Annotated in this window: 17 protein-coding genes and 1 pseudogene; 15 read left to right on the forward strand and 3 right to left on the reverse strand. The window is 65.6% G+C overall.

The window, feature by feature from the left end:
• Nucleotides 1–40 precede the first annotated feature (40 nt).
• Genes ACODS2_RS10065 through ggt form a run of 3 tightly spaced genes read left to right on the forward strand, consistent with a single transcriptional unit; the run spans nt 41 to nt 3928 of the window.
• The gene (locus ACODS2_RS10065) at nt 41–1780 is read left to right on the forward strand and encodes an amidohydrolase (RefSeq protein ID WP_488998695.1); all 1740 of its coding nucleotides are present in this window, start codon (nt 41–43) and stop codon (nt 1778–1780) included.
• Between the two features lie 10 nt (nt 1781–1790).
• Nucleotides 1791–2216 carry a PaaI family thioesterase gene (locus tag ACODS2_RS10070; protein ID WP_488998696.1) on the forward strand — a complete coding sequence of 142 codons (426 nt, stop codon included), beginning with the start codon at nt 1791–1793 and terminating at the stop codon, nt 2214–2216.
• Nucleotides 2216–3928 carry a gamma-glutamyltransferase gene (ggt, locus tag ACODS2_RS10075; RefSeq protein ID WP_488998697.1) on the forward strand — a complete coding sequence of 571 codons (1713 nt, stop codon included), beginning with the start codon at nt 2216–2218 and terminating at the stop codon, nt 3926–3928. The genes ACODS2_RS10070 and ggt overlap by 1 nt, the downstream gene beginning before the upstream one ends.
• Before the next feature lie 136 nt (nt 3929–4064).
• On the opposite strand, the gene ACODS2_RS10080 is transcribed toward ggt, so the two are convergent.
• Nucleotides 4065–5360, reverse strand: a complete 1296-nt coding sequence (locus ACODS2_RS10080; RefSeq protein ID WP_488998698.1) for an O-acetylhomoserine aminocarboxypropyltransferase/cysteine synthase family protein — start codon at nt 5358–5360, stop codon at nt 4065–4067.
• A gap of 38 nt (nt 5361–5398) precedes the next feature.
• Nucleotides 5399–6964, reverse strand: a complete 1566-nt coding sequence (locus ACODS2_RS10085; protein ID WP_488998699.1) for a GtrA family protein — start codon at nt 6962–6964, stop codon at nt 5399–5401.
• Nucleotides 6965–7227: 263 nt separating this feature from the next.
• Here ACODS2_RS10085 and ACODS2_RS10090 point away from each other — a divergent pair, with 263 nt between their 5' ends.
• The 12 genes and pseudogenes from ACODS2_RS10090 to ACODS2_RS10145 all read left to right on the forward strand — a co-directional run bounded on the left by ACODS2_RS10090 (nt 7228) and on the right by ACODS2_RS10145 (nt 20450).
• Complete coding sequence (locus ACODS2_RS10090; protein WP_298163908.1) at nt 7228–7740, forward strand: c-type cytochrome; 513 nt, start codon at nt 7228–7230, stop codon at nt 7738–7740.
• Nucleotides 7741–8151: 411 nt separating this feature from the next.
• Nucleotides 8152–8460, forward strand: coding sequence for a DUF6481 family protein (locus ACODS2_RS10095; protein WP_488998700.1), 309 nt, complete (start codon nt 8152–8154; stop codon nt 8458–8460).
• 3 nt (nt 8461–8463) lie between these two features.
• On the forward strand, nt 8464–9189 hold the full coding sequence (locus ACODS2_RS10100) for a spermidine synthase (RefSeq protein WP_488998701.1): 726 nt from the start codon (nt 8464–8466) through the stop codon (nt 9187–9189).
• A gap of 317 nt (nt 9190–9506) precedes the next feature.
• Nucleotides 9507–9974, forward strand: a pseudogene (locus ACODS2_RS10105) ((2Fe-2S)-binding protein).
• The gene (locus ACODS2_RS10110; protein ID WP_488998702.1) at nt 9971–12166 is read left to right on the forward strand and encodes a xanthine dehydrogenase family protein molybdopterin-binding subunit; all 2196 of its coding nucleotides are present in this window, start codon (nt 9971–9973) and stop codon (nt 12164–12166) included. Before ACODS2_RS10105 ends, ACODS2_RS10110 begins: the two are co-directional and overlap by 4 nt.
• A gap of 268 nt (nt 12167–12434) precedes the next feature.
• Nucleotides 12435–14165, forward strand: a complete 1731-nt coding sequence (peaA, locus tag ACODS2_RS10115; protein WP_488998703.1) for a quinohemoprotein amine dehydrogenase subunit alpha — start codon at nt 12435–12437, stop codon at nt 14163–14165.
• Between the two features lie 5 nt (nt 14166–14170).
• Nucleotides 14171–15631 carry a quinohemoprotein amine dehydrogenase maturation protein gene (peaB, locus tag ACODS2_RS10120; RefSeq protein WP_488999028.1) on the forward strand — a complete coding sequence of 487 codons (1461 nt, stop codon included), beginning with the start codon at nt 14171–14173 and terminating at the stop codon, nt 15629–15631.
• Nucleotides 15628–15957: a quinohemoprotein amine dehydrogenase subunit gamma gene (qhpC, locus tag ACODS2_RS10125; protein ID WP_298167072.1), complete on the forward strand. Its 330-nt coding sequence runs from the start codon at nt 15628–15630 to the stop codon at nt 15955–15957. Before peaB ends, qhpC begins: the two co-directional genes overlap by 4 nt.
• A 55-nt stretch (nt 15958–16012) precedes the next feature.
• Nucleotides 16013–17119, forward strand: coding sequence for a YncE family protein (locus ACODS2_RS10130; protein WP_488998704.1), 1107 nt, complete (start codon nt 16013–16015; stop codon nt 17117–17119).
• A gap of 10 nt (nt 17120–17129) precedes the next feature.
• Nucleotides 17130–18137, forward strand: coding sequence for an NAD(P)/FAD-dependent oxidoreductase (locus ACODS2_RS10135; protein WP_488998705.1), 1008 nt, complete (start codon nt 17130–17132; stop codon nt 18135–18137).
• On the forward strand, nt 18134–19822 hold the full coding sequence (locus tag ACODS2_RS10140; RefSeq protein WP_488998706.1) for an ABC transporter ATP-binding protein: 1689 nt from the start codon (nt 18134–18136) through the stop codon (nt 19820–19822). The genes ACODS2_RS10135 and ACODS2_RS10140 overlap by 4 nt, the downstream gene beginning before the upstream one ends.
• Nucleotides 19815–20450 (forward strand): S8 family serine peptidase, encoded by a 636-nt coding sequence (locus ACODS2_RS10145; protein ID WP_488998707.1) that lies wholly within the window; start codon nt 19815–19817, stop codon nt 20448–20450. The genes ACODS2_RS10140 and ACODS2_RS10145 overlap by 8 nt, the downstream gene beginning before the upstream one ends.
• A gap of 67 nt (nt 20451–20517) precedes the next feature.
• On the opposite strand, the gene hemA is transcribed toward ACODS2_RS10145, so the two are convergent.
• Nucleotides 20518–21738 (reverse strand): 5-aminolevulinate synthase, encoded by a 1221-nt coding sequence (gene hemA / locus ACODS2_RS10150; protein WP_488998708.1) that lies wholly within the window; start codon nt 21736–21738, stop codon nt 20518–20520.
• Nucleotides 21739–21754 lie beyond the last annotated feature (16 nt).

A 21754-nucleotide genomic window follows, 5' to 3' on the forward strand; every position in this document is an offset into this window, starting at 1 on the left:
ACCCCGCACGATGTGGAGGCTTATTGGGGGAGGGCAGTCCATGGCATCACTGGCAATCACGCGGCGCGGTTTCATCGGCTCCGGCGGTGCGCTCACGCTGGCCGGCATCTCGCCCCGCGCCATGGCCGCGGTGCTCGATCCAGCGCCCACCCGTATCTACAAGGGTGCGCGCATCCACACGCTCGATCCTGCGATCCAGTCCGCCGATGCCATCGCCATTGCAGGCAGCCGCATCGTCGGCGTCGGCACCTGGGACGATCTCAAGTCGCTTGCCACCTCTCGCACCGAAGTGATCGATCTGGGCGGGCAGACCATCGTCCCCGGCTTCAACGATGCGCACCTCCATGCGGTGGGCGAAAGCCTCCTCGGCGATGTGCTTGTCGGCAATCCGTTCGAGGTCGAGTTTTTCACCATCGACCGGATCGTCACGCTGCTGCGCGATCGCGCGGCGCAAACCCCGCCGGGTCGCCTCGTGCGCGGCGAGTTTTACGACGATACCAAGATCAAGGATGGCCGCCCCCTCGTCATGGCCGATCTCGACCGCGTTTCCACCACGCACCCGGTGATCGTCACCCACCGTGGCGGGCACACCGGCGTGGTCAATGGCTATGCGCTGAAGAACGCCGGGATCACCCGCGATACGCCCAATCCCTTCGGCGGCACCTATGACCGTGATGCCAATGGCAATCTCACCGGCCGCCTCACCGATGCCGCGCTCAATTTCGTGCGCGATGCGGCGAAGGAGCCCGATCTCACCCCCGAACAGCTGCGCGCCCGCGCCATTGCCGGCCAAGCCAAGATCAGTTCCGAATTCGTCCGCTACGGCCTCACCAGCGTGTGCCACACCGCGCCGGGACTCGTCGGCGGGAGTACCGGCCTCGCCGACGATTTCGCCGCGATCCAGCAGATCCGGCGCGAAGGCAAACTGCTCCACCGCGTGACGTACGAAACCTCGGGTGCCATGCTCGATGCCATGATCGCCAATGGCGTGCGCACCGGCTTCGGCGATGAATGGATCCGCTTCGGCGCCACTGCCGAGCAGTTCTCCGACGGCTCCTTCTCCGAACGCACGATGTCGCGCGCCACGCCCTATCCGGGCCGCACGCCGGCTTATTACGGCAATATCATGCAGACGCAGGAGGGCCTCGATGCCCTTGTCGAAAAGCAGATGCGCGCAGGGATACAGCCCAATTTCCACGCCAACGGCGATGTCGCCATCGGCATGGTGCTCACCGCCTACGAACGCGGCATGAAGCTCCTCGGCCCCGCCGACCGCCGCCCCAAGATCACCCACTGCACCAATGTCTCGCCGCAACTTGTCGGCCGGATCAAGGCCTTGGGCGCGGTCCCGGCGCTGTTCACCAGCTACGCCTACTACAATGCCGACAAGTTCCATTTCTACGGCGCGGAGATGATGGAACACATGATGGCCTACCGCATGATGATCGACGCGGGCGTCCCCGTCTGCGCCGGCTCCGATTTCCCGCCAGGGCCGTTCGCGCCGCTCATGGGCCTCCAGGGCATGGTCACGCGCAAGGGCTGGAACGGGGAGATCTGGGGCGCCAGCCAGAAGATCTCCGTGATGGAAGGCTTGCATGTCCTCAGCGCCAACGGCGCGCACGCCTCGTTCGAGGAAGACCTCAAAGGCACCCTCAGCCCCGGCAAGCTGGCCGACATGGTGATCCTCGACGGCGATCCTGCCAGCGTGGACCCCGAAAAGATCAAGGATATCCGCGTCCAGCAAACGCTTGTCGGCGGCGACGTGAAGTACAAGGCATAAGGACCCGCACATGACCTACCGCGTCGAATTCGTCGAACGCACCGGCCTCCAGCTTCTCGAAAGCAGCCGAGGCCACGCGCGCTACCGCATGCCGCTCGCCGGGAATGAGAACCACGTCGGCGTGATGTACATGGGCGCCTTCACCGTGCTGGCCGAGGCGACTGCCGCGATCCCCGGCATCTCGATCCTCGATACCGCGCGGTTCTACCCGATCATCAAGGACATAGCGGTCGCCTTTCACAAGATGGCTGCAACCGACGTCTTCGCTGAATTCAGCCTCGATGAACCCGCGCTCGAAGGCCTTCTCGCCGATCTCGAACGCAAGGGCAGCGCGGGCTATTTTGCCGAGTTTCCGATGCTCGACGCGAATGGCATCGTGGTCGCCACCGGCAAGGTCACCGTGAAATTGCTCTCCCACGATTGGAAGAAAGCCTGATGCGCCGTTTTCGCCTGCTCGCCGCCGCTGCGCTTGCCGCTCTCGCCGCACCGGCCCTCGCCGCCGATCCCGCACCCTTCGATGCCGTTCGCGGCGACAGGGCAGGGGGCTGGACTGCGCAGAGCCGCTCCGAAGTCATGGCTATGAACGGCATGGTCGCGACCAGCCAGCCGCTTGCCGCCGAAGCCGGACTTGAAGTGCTCCACGCCGGCGGCAATGCCTTCGATGCCGCGGTTGCCACAGCCGCCGCGATCAACGTGGTGGAGCCCGAAGCGACCGGCATCGGCGGCGATATGTTCGTCATCGCGTGGGTCGCCAAGGAAAAGCGCCTCGTCGCGCTCGATGCCGCGGGCCGTGCGCCCAGCGGTGCCAGCCTTGAACGCTACCGCAAGATGTTCGGCGCGGCGATGCCGGAGGAAGGCATCCACACCGCGCTTGTCCCCGGCGCGGTCGATGGGTGGTCTGTGCTGCTCGCGCGCTACGGCAAGCTCGGCATGGCGCAAGCGCTCCAGCCCGCTATCCGGATTGCCGAGCAGGGTTTCCCGCTCACCGAACGGATCGGCGGCGAATGGCAGGTCAGCGCCAAGCTGCTGGCGAAGGATCCGGACTCGGCCAAGACCTATATGCCCGGCGGCAAATCGCTCGGTTGGGGAGATATCTTCCGCAATCCCGATCTCGCCAAGGCCTTCCGCCTCATCGCCAGCGGCGGGCGCGATGCCTTCTACAAAGGGCCGATTGCCGAGGCGATTGTCGCCAAATCCCAAAGCCTTGGCGGCGGTTTTGCATTGAAGGACTTCGATACGATCCACGCTCGCTGGGTCGAACCGATCAGCACAACGTATCTGGGCTACACCATCCACGAAATGCCGCCGAGCACGCAGGGTTTCGCCGTGCTCCAGATCATGAACATGCTCGAAGTCTGCCCGGCCAAACTCGGGCTCGATCCCGCCAAACTCGGCCCGCGCTCCGCCGATTACTGGCACCTGATGGTCGAGGCCAAGAAGCTCGCCTACGCCGATCTCAAGCGCTTCAATGGCGATCCGGACTATTCCGCGATCCCCGTCGCCCGCCTCGTTTCGAAGGAATACGCCGCGCAGCAATGCAGCCGGATCGACATGAAAGAGGCCGCCGCCATCGGCCCCGATGCGCCTGCGCTGGGCGGCACCGCCTATATCACGACGGCAGACAAGGACGGCAACGTCGTCTCGCTGATCTACTCGGTCTATGATTTCTTCGGCTCCGGCATCACCGTGCCCGGCTACGGCTTCACGCTGAGCAACCGCGGCAATGCTTTCTCGCTCGATCCCGCCAGCCCCAACGCCTTGGCCCCGGGGAAGCGCCCGTTCTACACGATCATCCCCGGCTTCGTGACGCAGGACGGCAAGCCTTACTATTCGTTCGGCGTGATGCAGGGCGGCCAGCAGGCGCAGGGGCAGGCACAGGTCCTCGCCAACCTCCTCGCCTTCGGGGCCAATGTGCAGAGCGCCAGCGACGCCGCGCGCTTCAACCACAGCCAGCAGTCGAACGTGCTGCGCCTCGAAAGCGGCCTCTATGATCTCGTCGGCACCGATCTCGCCGCGCGCGGCCACAAGGTGATGCGCGACGATGGTTCGGAAATGGGCGGCTATCAGGGCATCATGATCGATCCGAAAACCGGCGCCTACCGCGCCGGTTCGGACCACCGCAAGGACGGCATGGCGGTGGGGTACTAGGAGCGCGGACCCCAAACCCACCTCCAAACCTCGTCATTGCGAGGAGCGAAGCGACGAAGCAATCCAGAGCGGTCGTGCCTGACGCTCTGGATTGCTTCGCTACGCTCGCAATGACGATAGTGGGGGCAGGCAGCCCTTACGCCGCGTCCAGCGCTGTGCCCAGATCGGCGAGGATATCGTCGATATGCTCGATCCCGATCGAAAGCCGCACATAGCCCGGCGTCACGCCGCTCGCGGCCTGCTCTTCCACGGAAAGCTGCGAATGCGTGGTCGAGGCCGGATGGATCGCAAGGCTGCGCGCATCGCCAATATTCGCCACGTGGTAGAACAGCCCCAGCGCATCGATGAAGCGCTTGCCCGCTTCGGCCCCGTCCTTGAGTTCGAAGCCGACCAGCCCGCCCTGGCCGCGCGTCAGGTACTTGGCGGCAAGGTCCGCCGCCCGGCCTGTCGCAACCGAAGGATGGATCACCGAAGCCACCTTGGGATGCGCCGCAAGGAACGCCGCCACCTTCACCGCGTTCTCACAGTGCCGCTCGATGCGCAGCGGCATCGTTTCCAGCCCCTGGATCAGCTGGAACGCGCTCATCGGCGAGAGCGCGTTGCCCAGATCGCGCAGCAGCACCACGCGCGCGCGGATGATGTAGGCAATCGGCCCCAGCGGCTTGATGTCGCGCGCCCAGACGGCGCCGTGATAGCTGGCGTCCGGCGTGTTGAGGTGCGGCTGGCGTTCGGGGAAGGCTTCCCAGTCGAAGTTGCCGCCATCGATGATCAACCCGCCGATCGAGGTGCCGTGCCCGCCGATGTACTTGGTCGCCGAATAGACCACAATCGCCGCGCCATGCTCGAACGGCTTGATCAGCAGCGGCGCTGCGGTGTTGTCCATGATCAGCGGGATGCCGTATTCACGTCCGATCGCGGCCACCTCGGCAATCGGAAAGACCTCCAGCTTCGGATTGGGCAGCGATTCGGCATAGTAGGCGCGCGTCTTGTCATCGGTCGCGCGGCGGAAGCCTTCCACGTCCGCCGGATCGACGAACCGCGTCTCGATGCCCAGATCGCGCAGCGTGTTCGCCAGCAGGTTCCAGGTCCCGCCGTAGAGGTTGGTCGAGGCGACGATATTGTCGCCCGCCTTGGCAAGGTTGAGGATGGCGAGCGTCGTCGCCGACTGGCCGGACGAGACTGCCAGCGCCGCCACGCCGCCCTCGATCGCGGCCATGCGCTGTTCCAGCACATCGGTCGTCGGGTTCATCAGCCGGGTGTAGATGTTGCCCAGTTCCTTGAGCGCGAAGAGGTTCGCGGCGTGCTCGGTCGAATGGAACTGGTACGAGGTCGTCTGGTGGATCGGCACCGCGACCGAGCCGGTCGTCGGATCGGCGCGCCAGCCGGCGTGGAGGGCGAGGGTTTCGGGCTTGGCTTTGCTGAGGTCGGTCATCGGGGCATCCTGCTCTGGAAGGTTATGGTTATAGTCAATCAATTTGGTGGAGTTTTCAAGCGACGATAGAGCACGCTGTCCGCCGTCTTGCGCAGCGGTTCCCAGCCGGGCAGGCGCGTCGCCGGATCGATCCGGATCACCCACAGGAAGCGCGCCGCGCGCGGGATCGCGGCGACCACTGCGGGCAGGGCGGGCGAATCGCCGCAGGGCTCCATGAACGTGATCGTTGAAGGGTCCCGGTCAAACGGGGCAAGGCGCGGATTGTGGATGCTGATCAGCTGTCCGCTCGGCAGCTGCCACTGCCCGTTGTCAAACAAGTGCCGCCGCGCCAGGCCATAACCCATGATGTGCCGCCGCCGGTCGGTGTTCCAGCCGTTGCACTCGTCGATATAGAGCGAGACGAGGTTCACCCCGCGCGGTGCCGCTTCGATCGCGGTCAGCGTCTCGGCAAACTGGTTGCCGGCCAGCGCCATGCTCGCAGTGTTGGTGGCCAGCCGCGCCCCGGAGAATACGAGACCGCCGATCAGCAGCCAGCGCGTCAGCCGCGGATCGACGTGTTCGCCCGGAGCGCTGGCCAGCACCAGCAGCGCCAGAATCACCGGGCCCAGCCGCATATCGGCAAAGCGCGATCCCATGATCGTATCGGGCATCAGCAGATAGAGCCCCAGCAGCGCAAGCGCCGCGGCCATCAGCCCCCAGTTCACCGCGAAGCCGCGCGTGCGCAGGCTGATATAGAGCACCAGCGCGATCACCCCCGCGCAGGCTGCATCCCATCCCAGCCAGCGATCCGCCATCGCCATGATCAGCCAGACGATCTTGCGCGGTGCGTCGTTATTGGCCAGCAGCGCGATGGCTTCCTTGCCCGGCCGCTGCGTCAGCACGCCGATGATCGGGCCAAGCAGCAGCGGCGCGGTCATCAGGCCCGTCGCGATCACCGTGGTTGCGAAACCCTTGCCGCCCCCCGGACCGCTGCGCCAGTTCGCCACCAGTGCGGTCATCCCCGCCACCAGGCTGAACACCGCCCAGCCGACGAGATGGCACACCCACAGCAGGAACCCGATCGGCACGAACAGCGCCGTGCGCAGCACCGGCCGCCGCTCCAGCGCAATCCACAGCGCCATGGCGTGGAAGGCCAGCGCGATCGAAAGTGCGAAATTGGCGAAACCGTAGAGATAGGGCAGCGAGATCGCGAGCGGCAGCGCATAGAGCGCGTTCACTCCGATCCGCCCGTGTGCTGCGCGCGAAAGCAGCAGCATGCCCGAAACCGTCAGCGGCGGAATCGATCCGACGATGAGGTGCACCGCCGGCTCCAGCCCCATGACCGGCGCAAGCAGCTGCACCAGCAGATCGACGCCGAGGTTGGGCAGCAGCCCCCATTCGAAGCTGTACCAATTGCGGAGTACTTCGGATCGGCCGGCATCGAGCTGCACCGCATAGCGCGCGATGTGTCCGCCAAGATCGATCAGCGGCAGCACCGGCGCCGCAATCGCGGGCAGGGCGGCCAGCGCGCTGAGCAGGAGAATAAGTGCCAGCTCGCCCAATGGCCTTTCGCGCGCCGCTGCGCTGCGCGTATCAACCAGTACCGAGAACGGCCATACCCTCATCCCATCCGCCTTTACGGTCGCTCCGGCGCTGCTGTCAAAGGGTGCTGGGCACCGCGCAAAACTGCGGCGCGATGGCAGATCAGGCGGCCCCGCGCGACATGCCCTTGAGGACAATTGCAGGGGCGCTGATCCGGGTGAAGATTAAATGTGTGTAAGGAAGCCTGTCCATGGCCGCCAAGCCGCGTTTGTCGGTTGCCGGTCCGGATTTTTCGTCATAATCGTTCGGCAGTTTTGAACTGTCCCAGTTTCGTAGAGGAGTGGCCATGAGCAATTTGAGAGGATACCTCGGTCTGATCGCCCTGTCTGCCGCCCTGGCGGCTTGCGGCGGCAAGAAGGAAGAAGCTGCGGCGCCTGCCGAAGCTCCTGCTGCGGCCGCACCGGCTGCTGATGCTGCGGCGCCTGCTGCGGCTACCAAGGTTGCCGCCGACGCGACCGACACCCTCGACGGCACCAAGTTCGCCGACATGAAGGGCGATGCGGCTGCGGGTGAGAAGGTGTTCACCCAGTGCAAGACCTGCCACGTGATCGATCCGGGCGTGAACCGCATCGGTCCGTCGCTGCACGGCATCATTGGCCGCAAGGCTGGTCAGATCGCCGGCTTCTCCTATTCGAGCGCGAACAAGGAAAGCGGCATCACCTGGACGCCCGAGAAGCTTTACCAGTATCTGGAAAAGCCCGCCCGCGTCGTCCCCGGCACCAAGATGGCCTTCGCCGGCCTCGCCAAGGGCCAGGACCGCGCGGACGTGATCGCCTACCTGACCAGCGCGACGAAGTAAGCCTCGCTGCTCTCAGCACAGAAAGAGCGCCGCTCCCGGAAGGGGGCGGCGTTTTTTTGTTGCGGGTTTGGATGGGGCTAAAGTGGGCGTTACCTCCGCTCGCGAGCATGCGTGGTTCGGTGGCCGCTTTCCCCCAGACATCGACATTCCAGTCTCAGTGTCGGAACTCTGTTTATGGCAACAGGGGTCATACCACGCGCGCTGCGCGTACACACCGCTTGGATCCCGTTGAACAACAATCCGTGACATAGGCCGAGACACGGCGTAGGGCGCCGCGATGTCGGTGCAGCCACGCCGCCACGCCGGTTGTGTTTGCAGGCGTGGGCGTCGCTCGCCATCAGATGCATCCTAGCGGATTGCGATCCCATCGCACGGGAAAGCAAGCGCCCCCCTTCGGAGACGACCCCGTTTATGGCAGGTTACAAGGAACCCGGGCTCGAGGCCCGGCGCGCGGCGGCAGCGTCTGCGCGAGAACAGGCACTCGCAAAGCTCAAGGCACGAGCCCCGCTGGATCCCGCAGCGCAGGCCGAACGCATTGCCGCGGCTGAGGCGCGTGAGAAAATCCAGGCCGAAAAGCGCGCGTTGCTCGCCGCGAAAAAGGCGCAGGAACTTGCCGACAAGGCGGAGCGCGCTGCCAAGGTAGCGCCTGCACTTACCGAAGCGGAGCGCAAGGCGGCTCGGGACGCAAAGTATGCGGCCCGCAAGGCTCGCAAGAAGTAGCGCTTGAAAAATACTGCCAAAGCCAACGGCCTTTCCGCTTTGAATGCCGACGAGCACCTCGTCGACACCGCCTTCGTTCCGGATGGAAGCCGGCTCCGCCTCATCCGGAATGGGACTGATTTCGCGATCCTTCTCGACGACAATGAATTGATGAGCACAGACCTTTCGGCCTCGGAAGGTGTGCTCGCCAGCGCGGTCTGCGCCGAACTCGGCGGCCGCGACCCGGTTCACATGCTCATCGGCGGCTACGGCATGGGTTACACGCTGCGATCCGCTCTCCGGACGCTCGGACGCGATGCTGAAGTGACGGTTGCGGAAATCGTGCCGAAGATCGTTGAGTGGGCGAAAGGACCCATGGCGCGCATCACCGATGGGTGCCTGGATGACCCGCGCGTGCAACTGGTGCAGGACGACGTTGCCTTTTTGATTGAATCCGCGGCGCAAGGTTACGATTGCATCCTGCTCGACGTCGACAACGGACCAGAAGGCCTGACGCGCCGGGCGAACGATTGGCTCTATTCCCGGGAAGGGGTAGCGGCCGCATGGTCCGCTCTGAAGGAGGGCGGAATTCTCGGCGTCTGGTCTGCGTCGCACGACGACAGATTTGCTGGAGCACTCGCCCGCAGCGGCTTCGCTGTCACGGTGATCGAGACCGATCGGGGGCCGGGTTCGTCCCCGACCGGGCAAGACGAACGGCATGTGATCATAATGGCAATCAAGCGCGGGTAACGCGGCGCGGCGGATGCCCTCTAGCGCGTCCGATATCACTTGATGATCCGGTCTGGTTTGACGGCACATCACAGAGTCGAGCATTCGGGAAACCTCGGCACGGAATGATGTGGTCGACCGGGGTGCGACGCGCACGGCGTTGCCGGATGAACTGCGCACCTGTGGTGCTCGATGTGCTGAAGCCCGATCAGCCGCAGTAGTGGGCACCGCCCTCGCGTTCCTTGTCTTCGGTGCTTGACGCGATCCTTGAAGACTGTTCAGATTTCCAACCGTTGGGGTCCTCTTTCGCGGGACACTCGCAGAAACGGAGTTTTTCCATGTCCGTGGTGCTGACAGTCAATCGCCGCAAGCGGACGGTGGATGCCGATGCCGACAAGCCTCTGCTGTGGGTCCTGCGTGAGGATCTCGATATGCCCGGCACCAAGTTCGGCTGCGGTGCGGGCCTGTGCGGGGCCTGCACGGTGCTGCTCGATGGTTAGGCGGTCCGCTCGTGCCAGACACCGATTGCAGAAGCCGCGGGCAAGCAGATCACCACGATCGAGGGCGTGACCGCGCTGCCGGCGGGGCAGAAGGCGGTCGATGCGTGGACCCGCATCGATGTTCCGCAGTGTGGCTATTGCCAGGCCGGGCAGATCATGTCGGCGACTGCGCTGCTCACCACGAACCCGAAGCCGAGCGCGGAAGACATCCTGCTGGGCATGAACGGCAATATCTGCCGCTGCGCGACGTATGTGCGGATCGAGCGGGCCATCCGCGAGGCCGCCGGACTGGAGACCAAGGCATGAGTGCGATCACCGGCAAGGTGGCATTGAGCCGCCGCTCGTTTATCGCCGCCTCGCTGGCTGGCGGGGCTGCGCTGACTTTCGAGGCGAAGATCGCGCTTGCGGCGGGGCCCGGCGTGCCGGATGCGACCGTGCTCAACGCGTTCATCCGCATTCTGCCGGACAACAGCGTGATCATCGGAGCGAAAAACCCCGAGATCGGGCAGGGCATCAAGACTATGCTGCCGATGCTGCTGGCGGACGAGCTCGACGTGACCTGGGAACAGGTGAAGATCGAGCAGACCGACGCCAACGAGAAGGCCTATGGCCCGCAAGTGGCCGGTGGAAGCACCGCGACGCCCATGAACTGGCTTCCGGCGCGGCAGGCCGGCGCGGCTGCGCGGGCGATGCTGGTGGGGGCGGCTGCGGCGCAATGGAGCGTGGACGCGGCAAGCCTCAAGACCTCCGCCGGGCGGGTGATCCACGCGGCGAGCGGGCGCAGCGCGACATATGCCTCGCTCGCCAAGGCGGCGGCAGCGCAGCCAGCGCCGGATCTTGCCAAGGTGGCGCTCAAGAAACCGGATGAATTCCACATCATCGGCACCCCGAGGAAGGGTGTCGATACGCCGAAGATCGTGCGCGGGGAGCCCCTGTTCGGCATCGATACGCGGCTGCCGGGGCTGCTCCATGCAGCCATCGTCAAGTGCCCGGCGATTGGCGGGACGCTGGTGAGCCATGACGCTTCGGCGGTGAAGGCAGCGCGCGAGGTCGTGGCCGTGGTTCCGATCAGCAGCGGCCAGTGCCCGGCAGGCAAGCAGGATGCGGTGGCGATCGTCGGCACCTCGTGGTGGGCCGTGCAGAAGCTGCGCGACAAGCTGGTGGTGCAGTGGGATATCGCCGCGCAGCAGGGCTTTTCTACCGAGCTTTATGCCAAGCAGGCCGCCGAGGCGCTGGCCAAGGCGCCCGACGCCACGGTGTTCAAGGCAGGCTATGCCGATGCGGCACTCGCCAAGGCCGCCAAGGTGATCACCGGCGATTACAGCTATCCCTTCCTGGCCCACGCCACGCTCGAGCCGCAGAACTGCACCGCGCTGTGGCATGCGGACGGCACGGCGGAGTTCTGGGCGCCGACCCAGAACCCCGGCAATGGCCGCAAGGACGTGGCGGCGATGATGGGCATCGCGCCGGAGGCGATCACCATCCACATGACGCGAATCGGCGGCGGCTTCGGCCGGCGGCTGATGAACGATTACATGGTCATGGCTGCGCAGGTCGCGAAGGCTGTGTCGGGGCGCCCGGTCAAGCTGCTGTTCGACCGGACCGACGATCTGCGTAACGACTACTACCGCCCCGGCGGCTGGCACCGCTTCACCGCAGGGCTCGATGCAAGCGGCGCGCTGACGGCGTTCAAGGACCACTTCGTGACCTTCGGCGCGAACGGCAAACCGATCCGCGCGGCGGACATGCCGGCCTCGGAGTTTCCGGCCTCGGTCGTGCCCGATACGCATCTCATGCAGTCGTTCCTCGCCACCAACCTCACCACCGGCTGGCTGCGCGCGCCGACGTCCAACGCGATGGCCTTCGTCTACCAGAGCTTCATGGACGAAGTGGCTGAGGCGGCGGGAACCGACCTTCCCGCGCTGATGCTCCGCACCCTGGGTGCGCCGCGCGATCTGCCGACAGAACGCCCGAACATCGTGTTCAGCACGGCCCGCGCGCGTGCAGTGATCGAGCGCGTGGTGGCCTTTGCCGGCTGGACAGGCAAGCCATCCGCTGTGCCGGGCAAGGGCCGCGGCTTCGGCTTCTATTTCAGCCACCGCGGCTACTTCGCCGAAGTGGTCGACGTGACGGTGGCCGATGGCGCGGTGAAGGTCGACAAAGTGTGGATCGCGGGCGACATCGGCTCGCAGATCATCAATCCCTTGAATGCCGAGCATCAGGCGCAAGGCGCCGCGATCGACGGGCTGGCGCAGGCGCTGGTGTGGCAGCCCATCGTGCAGGAAGCGGGCGCGGTGCAGACGGTGACGTTCAGCGATTTCCCGCTGCTGCGCATGGATGCCAAGCCAGCCGAGATCGCGATCAGCTGGGTGAAGAACGACTATCCGCCAACCGGGCTGGGCGAGCCGACCTTGCCGCCGGTCATTCCCGCGGTTGCGAACGCGATCCGCGCGGCGACCGGCAAGCGGCTGCGCAGCCTGCCGCTACAGCTGGCCTGAGCGGCGTTTTGCGCAGGGCAAAAAGAATCTTCGCAAGCGCAACAAATGATGCGAGTTAGCGATTGACCAATCCTGTACGCTTGTACAGAATTCGAATCAGGCCGGAGGGTGCATCGGGGACAATTCTTCAGGGGGCTTTACGCAGATGGACGTTCCAGGCGCGGCAGACCAAGTATCATCGGCCCTCGGGAATGGCCCTGCGCCTTCAGCGAACGCACCCCCCAGGCATACACTCGGCAATGCAGTCGTCCGCAGACTCACCGCCGCGTTGCTGTTTGGTGCAGCCAGCCTGTTCTCCGCTTCTGCCGTCATCGGGCAGGCCAGCCTTCCCGCCGACGAGGGGATCGAGAAGGAAGACGGCATCCCCGTCACCGATGCCCTCACGCGCGAAAAGTGCGGTTCGTGCCACACGGCGGACGACAAGGGCAATCTCTCGCGCATTTCGTGGGTCCGCACCACGCCCGAAGGCTGGGATCAGGCGATCAAGCGCATGGTCCGCCTCAACGGCGCCGCGCTGACGCCCGAAGAGGCCCGCCATATCGTGCGCTATCTCGCCGATACGCATGGCCTTGCGCCGGAAGAGGCCAAGCCCGTGCAGTACCTCGTCGAGAAGCGGGTAATCGACGAAACCAATATCCCGAGCGAATCGGTGCGCACCAGTTGCGCCGCATGCCACGCCTTTGCCCAGCCGCTTTCGTGGCGGCGTTCGGCTGCGGAGTGGAAGAACCTCCAGGAATTCCACGTCGCGCTCTATTCGCAGGCCGACGCCCAGTATCGCCGCCCGGCGGTGGACCGTCCCGGCGCGGTGTTCGGCCAGACCGATCCGATCGTGAACAAGCCCGGCATGATCCCGGTTACGTCGGGACAGGTGGCGCTCGAATACCTGCGCAAGGTTGCACCGCTCAAGACGCCGGAATGGACCGCATGGGAAGCCCGCAAGCAGGCGCCGCGCCTTGCGGGCAAGTGGCTGGCGAGCGCTTGGCTGCCCGGCAAGGGCCTGTTCTACGGCACTTTCACCGTTGCGCCCGGCGCGGCGGAAGGCGAGTTCAAGACCGAGACGGCGCTGAAGAATCTGGCCGATGGCGATGTGCTGAGCGCGCCCGGCGGCGGCCTCGTCTATGGCGGCTATGCCTGGCGCGGCCGCACGATGCCGGCCGCAGCGCCCACCGCGCCGAACGCCTTCAACCAGCCGCTGCGCAGCACGATGATGTTCGGCTCCGATCGCCGCAGCGCCACCGGGCGCTGGTTCTGGGGCGATTATCAGGAATTCGGCTACGACGTGACGCTGACGCGCGCCGATGGCAGCCCGGTGATCGGCGCGGTCTGGCCTGCCTCGCTCAAGGGCGGCGCCAAGGCGCAGACCGTGCATATCTACGGAGATGCCTTCCCGGCGGGGCTGACGGCCAAGGACGTTGATCTCGGCACCGGGATCACGGTGACCAAGCTGGTTTCGGCAGCGCCCGGTGAGGTGGTCGTCACCGTCGATGCGGCGGCTGATGTGAAGCCTTCGGTGCACGATGTCTCGGTCGGATCGGCCGTGCTGGCCAGCGCGTTGCCGGTCTACCAGAAGATCGCCTATCTCAAGGTCAGCCCGGAAACCGGCATCTCACGGCTGGGTTCGGGCAAGCGCACACCGGGCTATGCCCAGTTCGAAGCCTGGGGCTTTGACGCCGGGGCCGATGGCAAACCCAATACCGCCGATGACGTCAAAGTCGGCGTGGTCCCCGCCGAGTTCCACATCGAGGAATTCCAGGCGACCTACTACGACGACGACAAGGACTTCGTCGGCAAACTGACCCCGTCCGGCTTCTTCACCCCCGCGAGCGACGGGCCGAACCCCGAGCGCAGCGGCAATCGCAACAATTACGGCGATGTCTGGGTGGTCGCGACCGCGAAGGAGGAGAAGGACGCCACCGGCCAGCCGCTGACCGCGCGCTCCTATCTCGTCGTGACCGTGCCTGCCTACAAGCGGTGGGACAACCCGGGGGTGTCGCAGTGACTACCATGACAGCCACTCGGCTCGCGCACCGCTATCGCAGCGGCGAAATCCACGAGTTCCGGGCGCAGGGCGCGGACTTCATCTATCTGGTGACGGCGGGCGCGATCTTCGCCGCCGATGACATGACCCGCAAGGTGCTCGATCTTCTGGGCGAGCATGGCGAGATGGACCATGACGATCTCGTCCGCGCGATGGTGGCCGATGGTGTCTCCGCCACAGACGCCGAGGAACTGGTGCGCGAACTGCGGTTGGCGCGGGCGATCCAGTCGGCGCAGGTGGTCCATGCGCTGATGCCCGCCGCCCCGCCGGCGGATTACCCCCTGCAGGCGCTGGTGCTCAACGTCACCAACCAGTGCAACCTCGCCTGCACTTATTGCTACGAATTCGGGGCCGACAAGATCGCCACCCCTGCCGGCAAGCCCAAGTACATGTCGCTGGAAACCGCCAAGTCCTCGGTCGATTTCCTGCTGAAGAGCGCGGACCGGCGCGAGGCAGTGCACATCACCTTCTTCGGCGGCGAAACGCTGATGAACTTCCGCCTGCTGCGCGATGTCGTGCTCTATGCCGATGAAGCGGCGAAGGCGGCGGGCAAGCGCATCACCTACAGCCTGACGACCAACGCCACCCTGCTGACCGACGAGATCATCGCCTTCCTCTCGGACCACGCGATCGGCGTCACCGTATCCATGGACGGCCCGCCCGAACTGCAGGATGCCCGCCGCGTCTACAAGAACGGCAAGGGCAGCTATGCGGTGATGGAGCCGCGCCTGCGCAAGCTGATCGCCGGGCACAAGACCCGCGCGGTCACCGCCCGCGTCACGCTGAGCGCCGGGGTGACCGACGTGAAGCGGATCTACCAGCATCTCAAGCACGACATCGGCTTCCACGAAGTCGGCTTCGCGCCCGTCACTACAGCGGGCGAGGAGCGCGACTATGCGCTCGACGGCGATGCGATGACCGGCGTGCTCGCCGATTTCGAGGCGCTGGCGGACGAATGGCTGGACTATGCGCTGCAAGGCAAGGTCCACGGCTTCACCAATGTGTCCGAAACGATCTCGGAACTGATCGCGGGCACCAACAAGTCGCATCCCTGCGGCGCCGGGCTGGGGCTACTCGGCGTGAGCCCCTCGGGCGATCTGTCGCCCTGCCACCGCTTCACCGATGCCGATACGCACACGCTGGGCCACATCGATACCGGGCTCGATCAGACCAAGCGCGAGGCATTCCTGACCAAGGGCCATGTCGCCTCGAAGTATGAATGCAGCACCTGCTGGGCCCGCCCGATGTGCGCCGGGGGCTGCCACCACGAAGCCTTCGTGCGCTATGGTGATACCGGCCATGCCAACCTGCATTATTGCGACTGGATCCGCCAATGGACCGATCGCTGCCTGCAGATCTACGGCGTGCTCGCCCAGCGCAATCCTGAATTTCTTACCCGTTTCGCAGAACGAAAGGGCTTGTCATGAAGCACCTGAAACCGATCAACGCCAAGGCCTTCAAGATCGAAGCCGATATGGCCTCGATGGAAGAGGATGTGGTCGCGCTGCAGCAGACGCCGCGTCCGCACGTGCCGCTGGGCTGTTCGCTCTCGTTCTCTCCGGGCTGGGAAGTGGATGCCACGGGCGGCACGGCGGGCCTGTGCCAGCCGGCTGAGCGCGACATCTACGATTGCTACGTCACTTGCTTCTGGCCGGTGCAGATGGCCGACCACGTCAACTATTCGGCCGACTGGGCGAGCAATTGCGCGGCGGCGACCAAGGACTGGCGCAACCTCGATATCGTCTTCCCGTAAGGTTTTGGCCTGCCTGACTGCTGCCTGAATTGCTGATTGCGAAGGGACTAATCGCATGATCTCGCTTGCCCGCAAGACCGTTCTCGGCAGCGCCGCGCTTGCCCTTGCGTTCAGCATTCCCGCCACGGCCGGAACCTTGATGCTGGGCACTTATCCGGACAAGCTGTTCACGGTGGATGAGGGCACCGGCAAGATCGGCGAGAAGATCCAGTTGCCCGGCGGCCTGCCAGTTTCGCTGCGGATCACGCCGGACCAATCGAAGATCTTTGCGACCACGATCACCAACAGCAGCGTGATCGTGATGGACGCGAAATCGCGCGCGATCCTCACCCAGTTCGATCTCAACACGCCGACCGAGCGCTACCGCTTCAACGGCGGCGCCCCCGATCCGACCGGGCGCTATTTCTACACGACGATGCTGCGCATGGATAAGCTGATCGACCGCTGGAAGGTCAGCAAGCAGATGTTCGCGGTGATCGACACCAAGCTGAAAAAGGTCGTCCGCACCGCCGATCTCGAACCTGAGGACGACGCGCTCAGCGGCGGCTATCGCGCGCCGATGATGGTCTCACCCGATGGCAAGACGCTCTACCTTTTCAAGGACAAGGTGCTGGTGGTCGATACCGGCAAACTGAAGGTGGTGGACCGCATCGACGTGCAGAAGCCCGAATCCACCGGCTATGAAAACGTGGCCTTTGGCGGCGGCGTCGAATCGTTCCAGACGACGAATGCGGGCGAGCTCGTCTCGCTGTTCACGGCTGCCGATCCTTATGTGCACAACAAGGTGTTCGGCCTCGGCAAGTTCGATCTCAACACGCGCAAGTTCAAGTTCACGCCGATGGGGCCGATCACCACCGGCATGTCCGGGCTTGAGATCACGCCGGACGGCAAGACCGGCTACACCGTGGTCACCAACGGCCAGACCGGCAACAAGCGCTGCGAGTTCTGGAAGTTCGACATGGCCAGCCTGAAGCTGAAGGACAAGGCCGAGTTCGGTTGCCGCTCGCGCTTCCAGCTCGGCATGTCTGGCGATGGCGCGAAGCTCTATATCTACGGCGCCAGCTACGATATCGAGGTCTACGACGCTGCTACGATGAAGCTGGAAAAGACCTGGGATCTCGGTGCCGACGCAACCATGGCCGGAATGCTGGTCCTCAAGTGAGGCTGGCCAAATGACCGCCGGGTGGCGGTCGTCCGTGCATGTCATGGGGCGCGGGGTCGGAGTGGCGGCGGCGCAGGCCGTGCTGCTCGAAAACGCGGCCAGTTTCTCTGCAGAGCAAGGCGCGGAGCGCGGTTCGGCTCCTGTCGTGATGCTGGGCGAACAGGCGCTGCATCTGCTGGACAGCCTGTTTGGCGAGGGCCGCATTGCCGGATCGCACCGCATCACGCGGCGCATCGTGCGGTGGAACGAGGCCGAGCCCGTGTCCATCCCGCATCAGGCTTTCGCGCTTTCCGGGCAGGCCTTGCTCGGGGCACTCCCGCTTGCCCATGGCTCGCCCCCGGCTGCGCCGCCACGCTTTTCGCTGCATGCACGTCCGCCGAAACCGTCCTTGCACCAATTCGGCCAGCGCGAGGCGGCGGCAGCGCCGGTCACGCTGGCGGCAGGGGCGGATGCCGCATCGGTGCTGGTCGAGGCAGTTGCGGCGGGCTGGCTCTTCCTGATCCCGCTGGGGGCGGAATGCGCGTGGCTGCTCGCAGTGGGCGATGCCCCGGATGCGCTGCTGGCGCAGAGCCGTCTGATCGCACCGGCGATCGGCACGCTGGGCGCGGTCGAGGCAAGGTTCGAGACGGCACCGCGCGTGCTGGAACACCTGGTGGGGGATGACTGGCTTGTGCTGGGCAGCGGCGCACTCGCGTTTGATCCGCTTTGCGGCGACGGCACGGCGATGGCGGCGCGCGGGGGCATTCTGGCGGGGGCGGTAGCAAGCGCGATCGCGGAAGGGCAGGACCCTGGCCCCTTGCTGCGCCACTACCGCGCGATGCTGATTGCCGCGCTGCGCCGCCATCTCGCCGCGTGCCTGCCGTTCTACCAGCGCGGCGGGTCTGGCGCGTGGTGGCAGGAGCAGGCGCGGGTCACCGCCGAAGGCCATGCCTGGTGCACCAGCATGCTGGCGGTGGAGCCGGAGCCTGCCTTTGTGCTCACAGGCAGCCGGCTCGCCCCGCGCACGGTGGCGGCATGAGCGGCGCAAATCCTGCTCCGCCGGTTGCGCAGTGGCGGACCTATCGGCGGCTCCTGCCCTACATCATGCCCTATCGCGGCCGCCTCGCCTTCGTGCTCGCGCTCAGCCTCATGGCGACCGCAGTCACGCTTGCGCAGCCCTACCTTTCGAAGCTGATGATCGACGAGGCGCTGCTCGGTCACAACCTCGCGGCACTGGGATGGATCGCGGCGGCGACAATCGGCGTCACCCTCGGCGGCTATGCGCTCAATATCGCTTCCAGCTATCGCTACGTGAAGATCTCCGCCGCGATGCTCTTCGATATCCGCGTCGATCTGCTGCGCCACTTGCAGACGCTCTCCCCACGCTTCTACGCCCGCTTCCGGCTTGGCGACCTCATGAGCCGGATCAACAGCGACGTAAGCGACGTGCAGCGCGCCGCCGCCGATACCCTGCTCGCGGCGCTCGGCAATGTGCTGTTCCTCATCGGCAGCGTGGTCCTGATGATCTGGCTCGATTGGCGGCTGTTTCTGGTCGGCACCGTGCTCGTGCCGTTCGCGGTACTGGCCTTCGTGCGGCTGCAGCGGCGGCTGGTGGAGATCACGCGCGACATGCGCGAGCGCGGCGCCGATCTGGGTAGCCTGCTGGTCGATACCGTGATGGGAATGCGAGTGGTGACAGCGCTGGGGGCCGAGCGGCATGAACTTGCCCGGTTCGCCGATGCCAATGGCCGCTTTGTCCAGACCATGCTGCGCATGCAGGTCGCCTCGTTCCTCACCGGCGCGCTGCCCGGCGCGCTGCTGGCGATCTCGACCGCGGCGGTGACGCTTTATGGCGGCTGGCGGGTCTTTTCGGGCGAGCTCACCATCGGCACGCTGGTCGCCTTCATGGCCTATCACGCGCGGCTGTTTGCGCCGGTGCAGGCCTTGCTGGGGCTCTCCTCCGGGCTCGCGTCCACCCGCGTGTCACTGGGACGGATCTTCGAACTGTTCGATACCGAACCCGAGGTGATCCAGCGCGCCGATCCGCTGCCGCTGGGTCCGGTGCGCAGCGCGATCCGCTTTGAAGGCGTGCATTTCCGGCATGACCGGGAGGCGGTGCTGGACGGGATCGCCCTCATCATCCCGGCGGGCGCGCATTGCGCCGTTCTGGGCGAAAGCGGTGCCGGCAAATCGACGCTGGCCGATCTGCTGGTGCGCCTTCAGGACCCCCAGAGCGGCCGGATTACCATCGACGGAGTGGATATCCGCGATGTCGCGCTCGGTGATCTGCGCCGCGAAGTCTTGCTGGTCGATCAGGCTCCCTTCCTGTTCAACGCCGCGATTGCCACCAACATCGCTTTTGCGCTCGAAAGCGCAACCACTGCCGAGGTGCAGGCCGCCGCCGAAGCCGCCGGGCTTGGCCCCTTGCTCCAGCGCCTGCCACAAGGCTTGCAGACCCCGGTCGGCGAACGCGGGCTTTCGCTGTCCGCCGGTGAACGCCAGCGCATCGCGATTGCCCGCGCGCTGCTGCGGCGGCCCTCGGTGCTGGTGCTCGATGAACCCACCGCAGCACTCGATGCAGCCACCGAGCAGCGCGTCGCCGCCGGCCTGCGCGAGGCGCTGCCCGATGCCACGCTGATCATCATCACGCACCGCCCCGCGCTGACCGAAGGCGCGGATATCGTGGTGACCCTGACGGACGGAAAGGCTTGTCTGCGTGGCTGACCTGGTCCGCATTGCCGTGATCGATAGCGGCGCGCACCCCGACCATCCGCATATCGTGGCCAGCCGCCTGCTGCCGGGCGTGGCGATCCTCGCCGATGGCACGATCGAGCAAGGGGACGGCGTGACGCTGGACCGTGTCGGCCATGGCACCGCCGTGACCGCCGCGATTCAGGAGCTGGCGCCGGATGCGCTGATCCTGCCGATCCGGGTATTCCGCGATGGCCTGCGCGCCTCACCCCGCGCGCTGATCGCCGCGCTGGACTGGGCGAGCGCACAAGGCGCCGATTTCTGCAACCTCAGCCTTGGCACCACCAATCCGGCGCATGCCGATCATTTCGCGGCGGCAGTGGCGCGCAGCCCCGCGCGCATCGTTGCCCCGCGCACGGCGGCAGACGATGCGCCATGCTGGCCGGGCATGCTGGCGGGTGTCATCGCGGTGGGTCTCGATTGGGATGTCCCGCGCGGAACGGCCCTTCTCGGCGCAGATGGGGTCCACTACGCCTCGGGCTATCCGCGCCCGATCGAAGGCGTGCCCCAGCAGCGCAACCTTCACGGCATCAGCTTTGCCACCGCGCAAGTGACCGGCCTGGCAGCCGCTGGGCAGCTCCAGGTCAGCCGCGAACCTTAGCTGACGGCCACAAAAAAACCCGGCCCCCCGCCTTCGCAGGGAACCGGGTCTCTTCCTTCAGTTCAGTTCAAGCCGCGTGGCTGCGCCGCGCCAGTTCGCACTGCGACCAGATGTCGCTCAGCGCTTCCAGCAGCCGGTCGATATCGCCATCGGTGTGGACGGGCGAGGGGGTGATGCGCAGCCGCTCCGTGCCGCGCGGCACGGTGGGATAGTTGATCGGCTGGACATAGATGCCGTGGTTGTCGAGCAGCCAGTCGCTGATCATCTTGCACTTGCGCGCGTCGCCCACCATCACCGGGATGATGTGGCTCGGGTTGTCGAGGTGCGGGATGCCCAGCGCGTTGAGTTTGCGGCGCACCGTGCTCACCCGGTCGCGGTGGCGGGCGCGTTCGTAGCCGCTCACCTTCAGGTGCTGGATGCTGGCGCAGGCACCGGCGGCGAGGGCAGGAGGGATCGCCGTCGTGAAGATGAAGCCTGAGGCGAAGCTGCGCACATAGTCGCACAGCGCTTCTGAGGCCGCGATATAGCCGCCCATGACGCCGAAGGCCTTGCCCAGCGTGCCCTCGATCACGTCGATCCGGTCCATCAGGCCTTCACGCTCGGCCACGCCCGCGCCGCGCGGGCCATAGAGGCCGACGCCGTGGACTTCGTCGATGTAGGAGAGCGCGCCGTGCTTCTCGCAGACTTCGATGATCTCGCGGATCGGCGAGATATCGCCGTCCATCGAGTAGACGCTTTCGAACGCCACCAGCTTCGCGCGGCCAGGGGCCACTTGCGAAAGCTTGGCATCGAGATCGCGCCAGTCGTTGTGCTTCCAGACCACGCATTCAGCGCGGCTGTGGCGAATGCCTTCGATCATCGAGGCGTGGTTGCCGGCATCCGAAAACACGACGCAATCGGGCAGGCGTGCGGCCAGCGTGCCGAGCGCCGCCCAGTTCGAGACATAGCCCGAGGTGAACAGCAGCGCGGCTTCCTTGTGGTGGAGATCGGCGAGCTCGGTTTCGAGCAGCGCGTGGTGCCGGTTCGTGCCTGAAATGTTGCGCGTGCCGCCTGCGCCCGCACCGCATTCGTCGATGACCGTGTGCATCGCGTCCAGCACCTTGGGGTGCTGGCCCATGCCGAGGTAATCGTTCGAACACCAGACGGTGACTTCCTGTGTGCCGCCGTCCACATGGCGGGTCGCTTTGGGGAAGGAGCCGCGATGGCGCTCCAGTTCGGCAAAGATGCGATAACGCCCTTCGCCGCGGACAGCATCGAGTTCCTGTGTAAAGAAGGCCTCATAATCCATGGCCGAAATACCCCTT

Source organism: Novosphingobium sp. FG137 (genome assembly GCF_057809735.1).